This window comes from Parazoarcus communis, from assembly GCF_003111645.1.
Taxonomy (GTDB): Bacteria; Pseudomonadota; Gammaproteobacteria; order Burkholderiales; family Rhodocyclaceae; genus Parazoarcus; species Parazoarcus communis_A.
Map to the genome: position 1 here is coordinate 990483 of NZ_CP022187.1, position 17523 is coordinate 1008005.

The window sequence follows — 17523 nt, forward strand, 5'->3', positions numbered from 1 at the left end:
TGTGAGATGCTGTGCGAAACGCCCCGGCTTATTACTTCAGGTCGATACAAATTGAAGCTGCGAACCACCCCGATCAGCATACCTGCAGAAAGCATCTGGCTTGACGGCACGCTTTCGCACGCACCGGACGTCCGCGGCCTCGTGCTGATCCTGCAACCGGGTGCAAACCCGATCGTTCACAAGCGCCAGGCCCTGATCGCCGGCGTTGTTCAAGGCGCTGGTTTCGCCACGCTCTCGCTCGACCTGCTGACCCGCCACGAGGAGCAGCACGACCCGGACGCCAGTTTCAACGTTACCCGGCTTGCAGAGCGTCTGCTCGCTGCAAACGACTGGATCGAACACCAGCCACCACTCGAAGCCCTTCCCATCGGCCTGCTTGCATTCGGTACGGCGAGTGCCGCAATCGTGCGTGCGGCTGCCAAGAAAGATGATCGGTTCGGCGCACTCGCCTGCCTTGCAGGGCGTCCAGACCTCGCCGGCGCGGGCCCATTGCGCAGTCTTCAGGCACCGACCCTGTTCGTGGTCGGACGAGAAGACCCCGGTACTGCGATACTGCGTCAGGCCTTCGACATGATCCCCGCCGACCGCGAGTGGCGGGCTGCGGACGGCGGCGAAATTGAACACCTCGCACCCGAGGATCTGAGGCAACGCGCCAGCCTCGTCGCGGAATGGCTGCGCAAGAAGATGCCGCCAAGGCGGGATCAGGTTCCAGACGAGTTCGAGTTCGATCTGCCCGAAGACCACGCGCTGCCACCTGAAGCAAGCTGAAGAGCACGCCGCCGCGGGGCACACGCGAGGCGACTTGGCCTGAAACCGGTCACGGACGCTGTCACATGACGGAGTTTGCGGCTTTTCGCGAGGTGAAACGCCGTCTAGAATCGAAGAGGTCATTCGAGCAGCGCATACGCAAATGATGACATCCGGTGTCACTTCATCGCTCACCGCCTATACACCTTCGGCTCAGGGAAACGCCGCGAATCGTCGCGTCCCCGATGAAACCGCATTAAGCGAATCGGAACAGCAGGCACTGGCTCAGCTCGAGGCGCGAGACAAGCAGGTCCGCGCGCACGAGCAGGCGCACGTCTCGGCCGGCGGCGAGCTGATTACCTCCGGCGCCAGTTTCACTTACCAGGTCGGCCCCGATAACAAGCGCTACGCAGTTGCGGGCGAGGTTGGCATCGACACTTCGCCCGGCAGCACGCCCGAAGAAACGCTCGAACGCGCGACAAGAATCCGCGCCGCAGCACTGGCACCCGCCGACCCTTCCGCGCAGGACCGCCAGGTCGCAGCGCAGGCGGACCGCATGGCAATCGAAGCACGCCGGGAGATCAACGCCCAGGCCAAAGCGGAACCGGCACTCGCCGATCGGCGCGAGACGGCGTTAAACCAGCTTGTTTCGCAGGTCAGCGCGACGCCCACGGCACGCCCCACCATCGACACTTACGCCTGAGATCACCGTCTGACGGCCCCATCGACCGTCATGCGTGACTGGTTCGCCTATAATTGGGCGCTTTCCTGCTGCAAGAACGCCTCCGCGAAGCCCCATGCCCCGCTCAATCGACAAGCTGCTGCCCACCGTCTCCGCCCTTGCATTACCCAAGGCCGGCAAACGGATCGACCTGCCCCAACTGAGCGGGTCGGCTGACGCACTCGTGATTGCGCAGCTGGCAGGGCGCGGCCGGATGCTGGCGGTGGTGACCGCGAATCCGCTCGATGCGCAGCGCCTCCAGGACGAAATCGCATGGCTTGCGCCAGGCCTGCGCCTGCATCTGCTGCCGGACTGGGAGACCCTGCCCTACGACAGTTTTTCGCCCCACCAGGACCTGATCTCCGAACGGCTGTCCACCCTGTACGCGATCACCCGCAGTGAGGCCGACGTCGTCCTGGTCCCGGCCAGCACAGCCCTCTATCGCATGGCGCCGCCAGCCTTTCTTGCGGCCTATACCTTTTTTCTCAAGCAGGGCGAGCAGCTGGACGTCGAGCAGCTGCGCATGCAGATGGCTGTCGCCGGCTATGCGCACGTGACACAGGTCGTGAGCCCGGGCGAATTCTCGGTACGCGGCGGACTGGTGGACCTGTACCCGATGGGTTCGCCCCTGCCTTACCGGATCGATCTCTTCGACGACGAAGTCGAGAGTATCAAGACCTTCGACCCCGACACGCAGCGCACCGTGTACCCGGTCAAGGAGATCCGCCTCTTGCCCGCGCGGGAATTTCCGCTCGACGACAAGGGTCGCAGCCGCTTCCGTGGCCAGTTCCGCGAAACCTTCGAGGGCGACCCGACCCGGGCAACGATCTACAAGGATGTCTCCAACGGCATCGCGCCGGCAGGCATCGAGTATTACCTTCCGCTGTTCTTCGACGAAGTTGCCACGCTGTTCGACTACCTGCCCGCGGATACGCCGGTGCTCTTGCATCGCGACGTGCCCGGCGCGATTGCCGAGTTCTGGCGCGACACGCGCTCACGCTACGATCTGCTCAAGGGAGATCGTACACGGCCGGTGATGCCACCGGAGAAACTCTTCCTCAGTGACGAAGCCTTCTTCGTCGCACTGAAGGATCACCCCCGGCTGGTCCTTGGCAGCAGCAGTGAGAGCCCCGGCACGCCGGCCGCCCTGCCCCTTCCCGACATCGCGGTGGAGCGCAAGGCCAGCGATCCGCTGCACAAGCTCAAGGCCTTCTGCGCTGCATTCGACGGTCGGGTACTGCTGCTCGCGGACTCGCCCGGACGGCGCGAAACCATGGCCGAATACCTGGCCGAATATGGCGTCAGGCCCGAAACCAGCGCCGATTTCGACGGCTTCGCTGTGTCCGGAGAGGCGATCGCGCTCGGCACGGCACCACTGGGTGCGGGTTTCATCCTGCCCGAAGCCAGGCTCGCCATCATTACCGAAACCGAGCTGTACGCCGCGACTGCACGCACCCGTGCCCGCCGCGACAACCGCAAGGCCGCAACAATGGAGGGCTGGCTGCGCGATCTGTCGGAACTCAAGATCGGCGATCCCGTAGTGCACGTTTCGCACGGTATTGGCCGCTATCTTGGCCTGATCCACATGAACCTCGGTGAAGGGGATACCGAGTTTCTGCATCTCGAATACAACGGTGGCGACAAACTCTACGTTCCGGTATCGCAACTGCACGTCATCACGCGTTATGCAGGCGCTGACCCGGAGAATCTCGACCTCCACCGGCTCGGTTCGGGACAATGGGAGAAGGCCAAGAAGAAGGCAGCGATGCAGGTGCGCGACACCGCTGCCGAACTGCTCTCGCTCTACGCCCAGCGAGCTGCCCGCCCGGGGCACCGCTTTGACTTCAAGCAACATGATCTGGAAGCCTTCGCCGAGGCCTTCGGGTTTGAAACCACCCCCGACCAGCAGGCGGCCATCGACGCCGTGGTAACCGACATGAAGTCGGGCCGCCCGATGGATCGCCTCGTCTGTGGCGACGTCGGCTTCGGCAAGACCGAAGTCGCGCTGCGTGCCGCCTTTATCGCGGTCGCGGACGGGAAGCAGGTGGTCGTCCTGTGCCCAACCACGCTCCTGGCCGAACAGCACTACCAGACCTTCGCAGACCGCTTCGCCGACTGGCCGATCAAGATCGCAGAACTGTCGCGCTTCAAGTCGGTCAAGGAACAGACGGAAGCACTGCTTCAGCTTGGCGAAGGCAAGGTCGACATCATCATCGGTACGCACCGCCTGTTGCAGAAGGACGTGGTGTTCAAACGCCTCGGCCTGGTGATCATCGACGAAGAGCACCGTTTTGGTGTGCGTCAGAAGGAGGCCCTCAAGCAGTTGCGCAGCGAGGTCGACATCCTCACCCTTACCGCCACCCCGATTCCGCGTACGCTGGGCCTTGCGATGGAGGGATTGCGTGAGTTCTCGGTGATCGCCACCGCGCCGCAAAAACGTCTGGCGATCAAGACCTTCGTACAGCGCTGGAGCAAGGGCATCGTGCGCGAGGCGGTGTTGCGCGAGTTCAAGCGCGGCGGTCAGGTCTACTTCCTGCACAATGAAGTCGACACCATCGAGAACATGCGCAACGACCTCGCCGACCTGCTGCCCGAGGCCCGCATCGTGGTCGGGCACGGACAGTTGCCGGAGCGCGAACTCGAGCGCGTGATGCGCGACTTCACCCAGCAGCGAGCCAACCTGTTGCTGTGCACCACCATCATCGAAACCGGCATCAACATCCCGACCGCCAACACCATCATCATGAATCGGGCCGACCGCTTCGGTCTGGCCCAGCTCCACCAGCTGCGTGGCCGCGTCGGACGCAGCCACCATCAGGCCTACGCCTACCTGCTGACCGACGCCAACGCCAAGCCGTCGGCTCAGGCACAGAAACGTCTGGAAGCCATCGCGATGATGGACGAGCTGGGCTCGGGTTTCTATCTGGCGATGCATGACCTCGAGATCCGCGGCGCAGGTGAGGTGCTGGGCGAACATCAGTCCGGGGAGATCCAGCAGATCGGCTTCAGTCTCTACACCGAGATGCTCAAGCATGCAGTCCGGGATCTTCAGGCGGGCAAGGAGCCCGATCTCAGCCAGCCGCTGGAAGTGGTCTCCGAGATCAACCTGCACACCCCCGCCCTGCTCCCCACCGAATATTGCCCTGACGTTCAGGAGCGCCTGACGCTATACAAGCGCCTGGCCAACTGCGAGGCTGAAGAAGAACTGCGCGATCTGCAGGAAGAACTCATTGACCGCTTCGGCGAACTCCCACCACAGGCCCTCGCGCTTCTCGAAACCCACCGCATGCGCCTTCTGCTCAAGCCCTGGGACGTACAGAAGCTCGACGCATCCGATGCGCAGATCAGCATCCAGTTCGGCAAGGCTGCGCCCATCGATCCGGTCAAGGTCATCTTCCTGATCCAGAAGGACCGCAGCACCAAGATGGCCGGGCCGGACAAACTTATCCGCCGCGCCAGCCTCCCCGACCTCAAACAGAGAGTGAAAGCCGTACGTGATCTGCTGGACGCGGTGAAGGCTTGAGCCAGGGCCAGTTAGCATCGTTCCGGCCTTCCTTCGCGCTCATCCGGACGCTGATCTTCTGTCTTGCCCTTCTGCCAGCACTTGCGCTGGCACAGGCCGGCGAGCCCGTTGCCCTTGCCGTTCTTGTCGATCCGGATGGAACGGAGACGATCGAGCGCATCAGCACGCCAGCGCGTGCGCACGAGTTTGTCGAGGTCACGAACGGGTTTTCCGCTGGCTACACGCGCAAGGTGCATTGGTTCCGCTTCACGCTCGGCGCTTCAACACATGACAACGCACCGATCTTGCTGGTCGCTCACCCCCCGTATCTAGACGACCTGCGACTGTTTGTCCCCGACTCGACCCGTCCGAATGGATTCGAGGTACGACGTGCGGGTGACCACCTTCCATTTTCCGCACGGGAGATTCCATACCGGGGATTCGTGTTCGCGCTCCGACCGGATCTCGAACAGAGTCAGACCTACTACATGCGTCTCGAGACCAGCAGCACGTCGGTGCTGAGCCTGACGAGATGGACGCCCAAGGATTTCCAGGACTCGGCAACCCTTGAATACGGCTTGTTCGGACTGTTCTACGGCGTGATCGTCATGATCATTCTGGTCAATCTCTGGCCCAGTCTGTGGCGAACCGAGGCCGTGTTCCGCTATTACCTGATCTACCTCGGGACGACGGTGCTGAACGTCCTGAGCGCAAACGGCTTCGTCGGGCAATACCTGCTCCCCAAGATGCCCCTGCTTGCAGACAGCTGGACTTCAGTCAGTACCATGCTGGTGCTTGCGAGCGCAGCGCGCTTCTACCAACTGGTGCTTGAAGTCACGGACAAGAATCCGGCTCTCCACATCTTCTATCGGTTCATGTCGTGGTTTCCCTTGCTCGGCATTCCGGTGGCCCTCATGGGCTACTACACGGAAGCGGTTCGCATTGGCATGACGCTCGTCGTCGCGCTCACGCTCATCAGCCTCTATCGAAGCCTCTCCCTTGTTCGCTCCCGCCGCGCTGGCGCGACCTTCGTCGCGCTGGCCTGTGCATCGGGGCTGTTCGGCAGCCTGGCCGGCGTTCTCACGCTGCTTGGTATCCTTCCGGGCAACTTCTGGCTGCTCCATGGCTTCCAGGCAGGAACGCTGGGTACGGTGCTGGCCTTCCATCTTGCGTTGAGCGCGCGCTTCCGGACTCAGGAGCAAGAACACCGGAACGCACTCGAACGCGCGGCAAGAGCCGAAATCAGCGCCGAACAGGCGCACAGCGCAAGAACCCAGCAACAGCAGTTCATGGCCATGCTATCGCATGAACTGCGCACACCGCTGGCGATGATCCAGGGCGCCGCGCATGGACTCAAGCTCCTCGATGCCAACGCAAAGCCGGAGGCGACCAAGCGTCACGGCCGGATTCAGCGCGGCATCGACAGGATCACCGACATGCTCAACCAGTTGCTTACCAGTGACCGCGTCGACGATGAGGGCCTGGTCGCGCAGATCGAGGAGACGGACCTGACTGAGGCCTGTCGGCAGGTAGTCAACGGTCTCGAATCGCGGCAGCGTGTGCAGTTCAACGCCGGCTTTGGCATCCGGGCACGAGTGGACATCGCGCTTTTCCAGATCGTGGTCGGTAATCTGCTTGATAACGCACTCAAGTACTCGCCAGCGGGGAGTCCGGTCGCCTTGTCCGTCGTCGAATCCGAAAACGCCGTGCATGTTCGCGTCGACGACCACGGAAAGGGCGTTCCGGAAGAATTGGTGAAGAACCTGTTTCTCCGATATATTCGAGGCTCCTCCCTGGGAGATATTCCGGGCACAGGCCTCGGGCTCTACATCGTGCGCAAGATCGCACGTCTCCACGGCGGCGAGGTTTGCCTTGAACGCAATGCACACGGTGGCTGCTGTTTTAGGGTGACATTTCCGCGCCAACCGGTTGCCGACTCTCCAAACTCATGAATATCGTCATCGTCGAAGACAACAACGACCTGCTGGACGATCTCTTGTTCGGGCTTGAGCATGCCGGTTTCAACGCACGCGGGGTGAGCAGTGCAACGGCGCTGGACGACTTGGTCGGTGGCGGCGCGTTTACTCCAGATTTATTGATTCTGGATATCGGCCTGCCAGGTGAGGACGGTCATTCCATTGCCTGCCGAATGCGCGCAGACCAGACGGCACTCGGAATCATCATGCTCACCGCTCGCAGCGATACGCGTGAAAAGCTGAAAGCACTCGATGGCGGTGCCGATCACTATCTGGTCAAACCGGTGAGCATCGATGAACTGGTTGCAGTCATACGGGCGCTCGGACGTCGCATTCCCGCTGCAGACGAGCCAAGCGAGCAGTGGCAGCTGAAGTGTCGCCAATACGGCGTCATCGCACCGTCTGGCGAACAAATGGAACTGACGGCCCTCGAAATGACGCTGATGCGTGCATTGGCCGAGCAGCAGGGTGGGCCTGTAAGCCGCCGTTCGATTGTTTCCGCAATGGGGCACGAATGGCTGGACTACGACCAGCGCCGACTCGACACGCTGATCAGTCGCCTGCGCCGCCGTTGGCGGGAGAAATCGGGTTTTCGGCTGCCACTCGAAACCGAACGGGGAGAAGGCTATCGGTTCAGCGCGCCTGTCGTGTTGATCGCCTGAAAAGCACTCGGTCGCGGGCCGGAAGTGCGACAGTCTCATTAGCACTGACTAATTCAATAGTCGTAATGCCCAGCAACCCGTCGTTTTTTTGCAAACGACCGTGAGTTTTTACCGTTTTCTGGCGTCTTGCCCGGCAATTGTCAGGAAATGTAAGTTTCAGCAATCCGATAGCACCTAGCATCCGGGGCAGCTAGAAGCCACCGGACTGCCAATGACTCGCCTCGCCGCCGTAACCGCACTGACGAAATGGGTAACGCCCCAACTCCTCCATGGTTTCAACCGCAGCCTGCCCGTGCTGGTTGCGCTCGCTCTGACCCTCACTCTGATCCCTCAGGCACGTGCTCAAGCCCCGGCCCAGGCCGATCGGGACGCAGCGGCCCGTCAGGCTGAGATCCTCCAGCGTCAGGACGAACTCAGACGACGTCAGGAGCTTGAGCGCCAGATTCCGCCTGATCGCAGTGGTGGCGGCATCGATACGCGCGGGCTGATGCCGCCGGTGGACGCCTCGGGCGCAGGCCTTACTTGCAGGGAGATCGACAAGATCTCCATCTCGGGCGCACCCAATCTGAGCACCTCGACGAGGGAAAGGATCGAGTCAGCGTTCTCCGGTCGTTGTCTCGGCGTTTCTGAGATCGAGCAAATCCTTGCGCTCATCACTCAGGACTACATATTCCGTGGCTTTGTCACCACACGCGCCTACCTGCCGCAGCAGGACCTAAGCACAGGTCAGCTCGAGATCCTCGTCATCGAAGGCGTCATCGAGAAAATTCTGCTGGAGGATGGTGCAGAGGGCAGCGTCAGGGCATCCAACGCCTTCCCGGTCTCGGCTGGGGAGTTGCTGAACCTGCGGGACATCGAGCAGGGCATGGAGCAGATCAACCGCCTTGCATCCAACAACGCCGTGATGGACATCCGTCCGGGAGACGCCCCTGGCGGCAGCGTCGTCGCTGTCCGCAATGAACCGACCACGCCGTTTCACGCCTCGCTGTCGTACGACAACCAGGGCTCGAAGTCCACGGGTGACGAACAATACGGCGTCAGCCTTAGCGCCGACCGCCTGTTCGGACTGAACGAGTTTCTGCTGTACTCCCACCGTCAGTCCGCGCCTCACGATGAAGATCGCAAGCTGTCGGAGAGCAACAGCCTGACCTTCGTTCTGCCGCTTGGATACTCGACCTTCACCTTCACCAAGAGCGAATCGCGCTACGTCAGCATGGTCAATGCCCCGAGCGGGCTCGACCTGCAAACGAGTGGTACCAGCGAGAGCGATATCTGGCGTCTGGATCGGACAGTGTTTCGTGATCAGACGAGCCGAGTCGGCCTCGCAGGCACCCTCACCATGAAGTCGTCGAAGAACTACCTCGAGGGACTTCTGCTCGGTGTCAGCAGCAGGCGTCTTTCAATCTTCGATCTCGATACCACGCTCACGACCGGCTTTCTGGGTGGTTCGCTGACGCTCGAGCTCGGTTACGCCAGAGGCCTCGATTTTGCTGGCGCGCTCAAGGATGGTCCGAATCTTCCGCGCGAAGCACCGCGTGCGCAGTTCGAGAAGTACAAGTACGGCTACTACTTCAGCCGCCCTTTCCAGGTCGCAGGCCTTGATCTCGCAGTTACCAGCCAGCTGACCGGACAGATCGCAAAAGACACCCTGTACGGCTCGGAGCAGTTGTTGATCGGTGGCATCTATACCGTACGTGGCTTCGTTAACAACACGCTTTCGGGTGATCACGGCTACTACGTGCGTAATGAACTCTCACTGCGCCGCACTTTCAGCATGAACGGCACGGCAATGCCGATGCGCTTCTACATGGCGCTCGACCAAGGCGAAGTCAGCAACCGGGTAGCCGGAGTTCCGCAGGGCCTTCTGCAAGGCGGCGCCGTCGGGGTGACGCTGTCCATCAAGGGCGGGAGCCTCGATGTCTTTACAGCCTACCCGATCGACATGCCTGACTTCCTGACGGCCGAAGAGCCCCAGACCTGGGTTCGCCTCAGCTACTCGCTATAAGAGAAACACTGCCATGAACGGACACGCCACCATGAACCGCGCCTTTCGCCTGATCTGGAGCGCCGCCAGAGGCGCATATGTCGTTGCCCCCGAAAGCGCCAAGGGACACGCGAAGAGCAGTTGCACCCCCTCCAGCCGTGCAATGCTGGTCGCGGCCATCGGCTCCGGCCTGTTTGGCGTGTCGTCCTGTGCCTTCGCACAGGTCAATGCAGCCACCACCGTGGTGCCGACCGGTGGAAACACGAACGCCTATATCGCGCCCAACGGCGTCCCGGTCGTCAATATCAACACCGCGAACGCCGCCGGACTGTCCCACAACAAGTACACCCGTTACGACGTCGAGTCAGTTGGCCTTGTGCTCAACAACGGCAATACGTCCGAGATCGCGCGCCAGTCACAACTCGCGGGCCAGGTCATGGCCAACGTAAACCTCGCGGCCGAAGCCCGAGTCATCCTCAACGAAGTCGTGTCGACCCGGCGCAGCACGCTCGCCGGCTTCACCGAAGTGCTCGGCGGGAAGGCCGACGTGATCGTCGCCAACCCCAACGGTATTACCTGTTCGGGTTGCGGCTTCATCAATACCGACCGCGCCACGCTCACCACCGGCATGCCAGGCTTCAATGCGGACGGCAGTCTTTCCCATTTCACCGTCACCCGCGGCGATATCCTGATCAACGGCACCGGACTCAATGCGAGCGCACAGCAAACGCTGGACCTCGTAACCCGTTCGATCAGGATCGACAGCCAGATAAACACCGCTGCCGACGGCTCGATCGGGGTCACGACGGGCGCCAACAAGTGGAGCTACGCAAGCCGTTCAGTAACGGGAACAGCAACCGCAGAAGGCGCCACACCCGAATACGCGATCGACTCCAGCGCCCTGGGCGGCATGTACGCGGGCCGCATCCGGCTGATCGCGACCGAGGCTGGCGTAGGTGTGCGCATGCTCGGCGAAGCCGCAGCCACGGTCGACGATTTCACCCTGACCAGTGCCGGAAAGATCGAAATTCAGTCGACGATCAGCGCGGCCCGCGACAACAGCATTGCGTCCACCGCAGCGAGCGGAGCCGACGATGTGCTGCTCAACGGCAGCGGCGCGAAGCTCTCAGCGGGCAACGACCTCGCCATCACCGCAACGGCCGGACAGGTCCGCCTGGCAGAAGGCGAGCTGTTCGCATCCAGCGACCTGAGTGTCGATGCTGCAACGATGAGCGATGCATCCACGGGCAAGGTGCGCTTTGCCGGCAAGGACTCGAGCGTCAACCTCAGTGGTGCAGCGAGCGCAAACGGATCGGTCTGGGGCGCGGGTGGCGATCTCGAGATCACCGCCGCAGACATTCAGACCAGCAACGGCGCCCGGCTCTACAGCGGCGCAAATAGTGCAGCGACAAGCCGCAGTCTGAGCATCCGGGCCACGAGCGGCGATATCGACCTCGACGATACCGCAGTCCTGAGCACCGATGATGTGACATTGACCGCGAGCAACGGTGAGGTTGCACTTTCAGCCAGTACTGACGTTCAGGTTGCCGACGACCTCTCGGTCACTGCGATCATGGTCGTCAATAGTGGCGATGTCGCGGCGGGTGGTGATATCGAGGTGATTGCCCAAAGCGGTGGTTTCATCAACAGCGGTCGCGTTGAGTCTGGCGGCGAACTTGGCGTGGGCGACGCTACGCGCGCCACCGACCTGTTCAACCAGTCAGGCGGCGAACTGCTTGGCAAGACGCTTTCGGTGAACGCGGACACCGTTGAAAACAGCGGTACGGTACAGGCGGTCGATCGCACCACGGTCGATGCCACACGATTCATCAATAGCGCCGGTTCGAGCTTCATCGCATCAACGACCTCGGCCGTTTCCGGCGTCGGTGACTTCAACATCAGTAGCACTTTCGACAACAGGGGACTGGTCCAGTCCGCCGGCGCACTCGACATTCAGGCGGGCTACACGCTCACCAACAGTGGGCAGATACTGGCGCTCCGGACCGGCAATGGAGGCAGTAACGGGGACCTCGACCTCAATGCGTGGACCATCGACAACAGCGGCACCATCGACGGGGGCGGCCTGCTGAACGCAACGGCAACGGCCACTACCGGAACGAGCTTTACCAACAGTGGCGCATTGCAGGCGGGCGGTGCGATGCGCCTCGATGTCGGTAACGCGTTTCAGCAACTTGCGGCAGGCAAGATCATCGCTGACAGCACGCTCAATATCGGCTCAGCCAAAACCAGCTTCCTGCTCACCAACGCCGGGCGTCTCCAGTCCGCTGCACTGCTGACAATCGGCGGCGTCGGCCATCTGGTCAACCTGAACAACCTTGCCGGTGGCAACGTCCTGAGCCAGGCTTCACTTGCTCTCACCGCGGGCACCATCAGCAACGCAGGTACGATCCAGGCCGCCACCGGCAGCACGGTGAATGCGACGAGCTTCACCAACAGTGGCAGCGCGTCGCGCCTCATTGTTTCAACGGCAGCCAATGCAGACGGCAGCCTTGCGGTCAGCGGCGCAATCGACAACCAGGGCACGATCCAGTCCGCAGGCGGCCTGAACGTGGTGGCCACGGCAGCGATCGCCAACAGCGGCACAGTCAAGACGACTGGACTGAACGACACCCTTGCGCTGCAGGGCAACACCCTGAGCAACACCGGCTTCATCGACAGCGCAGATCTCGCCACGCTCACCGCAACCCGGACGGTAGGAGATGTGCTGACCAACAGTGGTCAGGTTCGCAGTACCGACACCCTGACGATCGTCAGTGGGGATGGCGTGTCGAACGTGGCGGGTGGCACCATGATCGGCGACGGCGCGGTCGACCTGACCGCCCTTGTCCTTACCAATGCAGGTCGCATTCAGTCCGGCACAGCCATGACGCTGGGTCGTGGCAGCCGTGTCGAAACGCTCGACAATTCGGCCTCAGGCATCCTTTTCGCCGGCTCGACGATGAACATCCTCGCAGGATGGATCTCAAACCAGGGCAAGATCTATGGGAGCAGTGGCACGACGCTCACCGCATCGTCCCTGACCAACGGCAGTGCCAGCAACAGCAGCGCCCTGCTGTTCGGTGCGATGAACTCCGGTGCCAGCCAGATGACTGTCAGTGGCAGCGTCAGCAACTATGGCGCCATTCACTCAAACGACGATCTTGCAATCACGGCGGCAGGCGTGACGAACCGCAGCACCGGCGGGATGTCGTCTCTCTCTACCTTGAGCGTGCTTGCTACGGGCGGCAGCGATATCGACAACTACGGCGCCTTTTACGCGGGTAATCAGCTCACCTTGCGGGCGACGAGCGGAGATCTGAACAACTACGCAAGCACCGGCACGTTCGACTCCGGTGGGGACATGACGCTCATCGCGGGCGGCACCTTCACCAACAACAGCATGATCAACGCCAGCCGCGATATCGCAATCTCGGCAACGACCTTCCGTAACGAGATCCCGGGGGGAGTGCCTTCTCGCCAATGGTCATCAACGAGTTGGGGCAGTACTCAAGACGATGGCTACTGGTGTAACGGTGCGTGCCCACCACCGGGTGACGAGCGGTGGTACTACAAACGCACAGGCACGCGGTACCAGTACTTTACGTCCGCCATCCCGAATACGAAGCCGCAGATCATCGCGGGTCGGAACATGAGCATCTCCGGGTTCAGCGCTGCGTTCAACTCAGGGGCGGTCCTCGCGGCCAGCGCGGGCACGATGACCATCAGCGGGTCGGGCAGCTTCACCAACGACGATCTCTCGCTGCAAAGCCAGCAGATTACGGAGTATTGGCACACCTACAAGGACTGGGCCCTCACGGGCAGTGACTGGTATTACAACCAGGGCTACAGCAGTACGACTGCGACCGCGACCTCCTATTCGTACGGCGCCGGGATCTTTGCGGGCTCGCTCATTGCGACAGGGTTCTCCCTTCACAACCAGAGCTCACCCTGGAATGCCAGCCCTTCGAGCATCGGGGCCGGTACCACTACACAAAGTGGTGCCACGGGCGTCGGCGCGGTCTCGGGAACCTCGGCGACCGGCAGCTCTGCTGTCGTGGCGGGCTCTACCGTGCCCCTTGGCGGCGTCAGCATCGTCCTGCCAACCAACCCCAATGGCTACTTTGTCGTCTCGAAGAATCCGGGCTCGGCTTACCTGATTGAAACCAATCCCCTGTTCGCCGTTGGCTCCAACTTCGTTGGTTCCGACTACCTGCAGAACCGCTATGGCTACAATCCCGACAACGTCCTGAAGCGCCTTGGTGATTCAAACTACGAAGCCTATCTGATTCGTCAGCAACTGATTGCTGAGACCGGCAGCAACGTACTCAAGGGCTACGGCGACGAAGCGGGTCAAATGCAGCGATTGATGGACCAGGCCCTTGATCAGGGCAAGAGTCTGGGCCTGGTGTACGGAAAGCCGCTGACTGCCGCGCAGATTGCCGGGCTTTCCCAGGATATCGTCTGGATGGTGGAAGTCGAGGTTGCCGGCCAGAAAGTGCTCGCACCTCAGGTCTATCTCGCCCAGAGCACGCGTGACATGATCACGGGTGGAGCGGTCATTGCGGCCGACGAGGCCACCCTTAACCTCACAACCCTGACCAACACCGGCGGCACGATATCGGGCGAGAAGAGCCTGAGCATCACCACCAAGGGCGACATTTCCAACGTGAGCGGGACGATCAGTGGCGGCGATGTCAGCCTCAGGTCGACCGAGGGCAACATCACTAACGAAACCCTTACGTCGGGAAGCGGAAACGAAGAGAACTACATAACGACCATCGGCAAGACTGGCGGAATTCAGGCCACGGGTTCGCTGGACCTTGACGCTGCCAAAGACATCAAGGTCACTGGCGCTAACGTGACTGCCGGTGGTGACGCTTCGCTGACGGCCGGTGGTGATATCACCTTCGACACCATCGTCGACAAGACCACCACGACGACGCGCGAATCCTTGTACCTTGGTCCTGCACACAACTCGTCCACGACCACCACCACCACCGCCGAAACCAACATCGGCTCGAACCTTCAGACTGGCGGCAACCTCAAGCTCAACAGTGGCGGTGACACTACGATTGCGGGTTCCAACGCCAATGTCGGCGGCGACCTTGATGTCGACACCGGCGGTGATTTCAATGTCATCTCCCGTCAGGACAAGCTCACCACCAAGAGCGTGACCGAGACATCCGGCGTCGGCGTCGGTGGAGGCGTCTGGGGCACGGAAAAGACCACGACGGACAGCTTCAAAGGCACCAACGCGGGTTCGACGCTGAATGTCGGCGGCAATGCCGACATTGATGCGAAGAACGAGATGACCATTCAGGGATCGGACGTCGCGATCGGCGGTGATGCGAACATCACCGCGACCAAGGGCATCAATATTCTCGACGGACTGGACGAGGAACGCACGACGACGGTTACCGAAACCACGACTTTCCTCAAGACTGGCAGTTCGGGTGAGAGCGATTCGGGCAGCAAGTCGGCATCTGCATCGGAAAGCGCGTCCGGACGCGCCAGCGCCGACGCGAGCGCCAATGCCAACGCGGAAGCGTCCGGCTCAGCCGATCTCAAGTTTGCGGAAACCACGGTCAGCACGACAAATGCGGGCTCCAACACCAGCGTTGCTTCCAGCCTGACGGTCGGTGGAAACCTCAATGCAAGCACCGAGGGCACACTCAGGGTGCAGGGGTCGAACGTCGAGTCGGGCGGCGACATGAACCTCGAAGCCGAGAACGTCGAAGTTCTCGCCGGGCGTAACGAGACCTGGAGTAACACGGAGACGACCCGAACGTCGGTGGGCATCTACAACGACGGCGAGTCTTCGGCAGGTGCCAATGCGGAAGCACAGGCAAGAGCCGGCACAACCGGAACCAACGCCAGTGCGGGTGCTGACGCTTCGGCCGAGGCCAGCGGGACGACGACGATTGGCGCGCGCACCGAGAACGAGAAGACAACCGAATATACGCTGAGGAACACGAGCTCGACACTCAAGTCAGGCGGCAACATGAACATCACCGCTGGTCAGGATGCGACCTTCGTCGGTGCCGAAGTCGAGTCCGGCGGTGACATGAATATCGAGGCGACGAACATCGTCAATCGGGCAGCACAGGATATCGAGGAGCGCACTTCCTCGAAGACGACGCAGACTGCGGGCGTGTATGTCGGCGCGGATGCGAAGGCCGAGGCGAAGGCAGGCACCGAGGCCAACCCGACACGGCTGAGCAACAGCGCGGCAGGCACGGCAGAGGCCGGCGCCGGCGCGGAAGCAAACGCGAGCACCGGCCTGCGTTACAACAGGGAAGAGGAATCCAGTGCTGAGGGTTCTGTCACCCAGGTCACGTCGAGCTTCAAGTCCGGCGGCAACATCACCCGGACCGCGAAGGACACCATCGTCGATCAGGGGACGCAGATCGAAGCGGCCGGAAACATTGATCAATCCGCCCGCGAGATTCGCGAGATCGCGGCCGAGGACAGCAGTTACTCGCGTTCGAGCAGTTCCAGCCATGACGCCCGGATCGGCGTCGGTGCGGGGGCTTCGGCCGAGGCCGGGGCCAGTGCAAACTCCAAGGGTGAATCCGAAACAGAATCTGGCGCAGGCGCTGGCGCAGGTTTCCGCGCCAGCTATACCGGATCTTCTGAAGGCGAGAGTGAGGCCAGCACCACGGCAGTCACCACGCGCTACAAATCCGGCGGCAGCATTACGTCCAAGTCGGAAGAGAAGACGACCCTGATCGGCACCCAGTTCGAATCCGGAGGCGACATCAACCTCGAGGCGGGTTCTCTCGACTACCAGGCGGCGAAGGACACCACGACCAGCAGCAGCAACTCGCAGGACATCTCCGCCGAACTCAAGGTTGATGTCGTCGGTAAGGCGGGCGGCAGCCTCGATGCCGAATACGGGATGGAGAAGGAAGGCGAGAAGACAAGCACGGCACGTGCAGGTGGCATGACCGCGGGCGGCAGCATCAACATCAAGACCAAGGGCGACGCGAGCTTCGAGGGAACTCAGCTTGAAGCCGGAAATGCCGTCGGCGTGGATGCAGGGGGCAATGTCGACTTCAAGGCCGCACGCGACACGACCGAGTCGTCGAGCCAGGCCGCAAACGCCAGTCTTTCCCTGAGTTCCGAAAAGGGTGGCGACAAGGCAATGGGTCTGGGCGGTGGCTATGAACAGGAGAACGGCAACAGCAGCACAGCGCAAGTCGGGTCGATCAAGGCTGGCAGCGGTGGCATCAGCATCTCGGCAGGCAAGGACGCCAACTTCGAAGGTACGGCGCTCAGGTCCGATGGCGATACGGGTATCGCTGCGGGCGGCGACGTCAACCTGCGGGCCGCCAAGAACACCGAAACAACGACGTCCTTTGGCGTTCAGGCTGAAATCGGGTCGACCTCGGGTAGCGAAGGCAAGGAGAAAACCGGCGCCATTGGCGGCAACGTCGGCTACGCAGACAAGGTCGAGTCGTCCGGCACGTCGATCGGCTCGGGCGGTACGGTGACGATCAAGGGCAACAACGTCATCAACCAGGAGGCCGACATCAAGGCAGAGGGCGGCACGCAGATCATCGGCAACGAAATAAAGCAGCAGGCCGAGAATCACGATATCGCCGTCGGTATCGAGGCAGGTTACGAGACGTCGAGCGAGTCAAAGACACCGGAAAAGAAGACCGGGTCGAAGACGACAGACGACATCCCTGACAGCAGAACCCGGACAGCCGCCGATGACACGCCGCGAAGCAAGACGACTGACGACCTTCCCGCGACGTCGACCGACACCGGAAAGTCGGCTGAGGACAAGGCAGCCGAACGGCGGGCGACGATCGACCAGCTCAAGGCCGACAAACTGAAGCTGGACAAGGCCATGGAGCCCAAAGCGGCGCCAGCGGAAACACCTGCGAAGTAAGCATGAGGTGCGACGGATGTGACACTGCGTCCGT

7 protein-coding genes are annotated in these 17523 nt (G+C 61.8%); all 7 read left to right on the plus strand.

Annotation, left to right across the window (positions count from 1 at the left end):
* Positions 1–51 precede the first annotated feature (51 nt).
* The gene (locus tag CEW83_RS04620) at positions 52–768 is read left to right on the plus strand and encodes an alpha/beta hydrolase (protein ID WP_108948286.1); all 717 of its coding nucleotides are present in this window, start codon (positions 52–54) and stop codon (positions 766–768) included.
* 142 nt (positions 769–910) lie between these two features.
* Entirely contained in the window at positions 911–1450 is a 540-nt protein-coding gene (locus tag CEW83_RS04625; RefSeq protein ID WP_108948287.1) for a putative metalloprotease CJM1_0395 family protein, read from the plus strand.
* A 94-nt stretch (positions 1451–1544) separates the two neighbouring features.
* The gene (gene mfd, locus CEW83_RS04630) at positions 1545–4991 is read left to right on the plus strand and encodes a transcription-repair coupling factor (RefSeq protein WP_108948288.1); all 3447 of its coding nucleotides are present in this window, start codon (positions 1545–1547) and stop codon (positions 4989–4991) included.
* Positions 4988–6922, plus strand: coding sequence for a sensor histidine kinase (locus CEW83_RS04635; protein ID WP_108948289.1), 1935 nt, complete (start codon positions 4988–4990; stop codon positions 6920–6922). The genes mfd and CEW83_RS04635 overlap by 4 nt, the downstream gene beginning before the upstream one ends.
* The gene (locus tag CEW83_RS04640) at positions 6919–7608 is read left to right on the plus strand and encodes a response regulator transcription factor (RefSeq protein ID WP_108948290.1); all 690 of its coding nucleotides are present in this window, start codon (positions 6919–6921) and stop codon (positions 7606–7608) included. Before CEW83_RS04635 ends, CEW83_RS04640 begins: the two co-directional genes overlap by 4 nt.
* Positions 7609–7819: 211 nt before the next feature.
* Positions 7820–9613 carry a ShlB/FhaC/HecB family hemolysin secretion/activation protein gene (locus CEW83_RS04645; protein ID WP_108948291.1) on the plus strand — a complete coding sequence of 598 codons (1794 nt, stop codon included), beginning with the start codon at positions 7820–7822 and terminating at the stop codon, positions 9611–9613.
* A 13-nt stretch (positions 9614–9626) separates the two neighbouring features.
* The gene (locus CEW83_RS04650; RefSeq protein ID WP_108948292.1) at positions 9627–17489 is read left to right on the plus strand and encodes a hemagglutinin repeat-containing protein; all 7863 of its coding nucleotides are present in this window, start codon (positions 9627–9629) and stop codon (positions 17487–17489) included.
* Positions 17490–17523 lie beyond the last annotated feature (34 nt).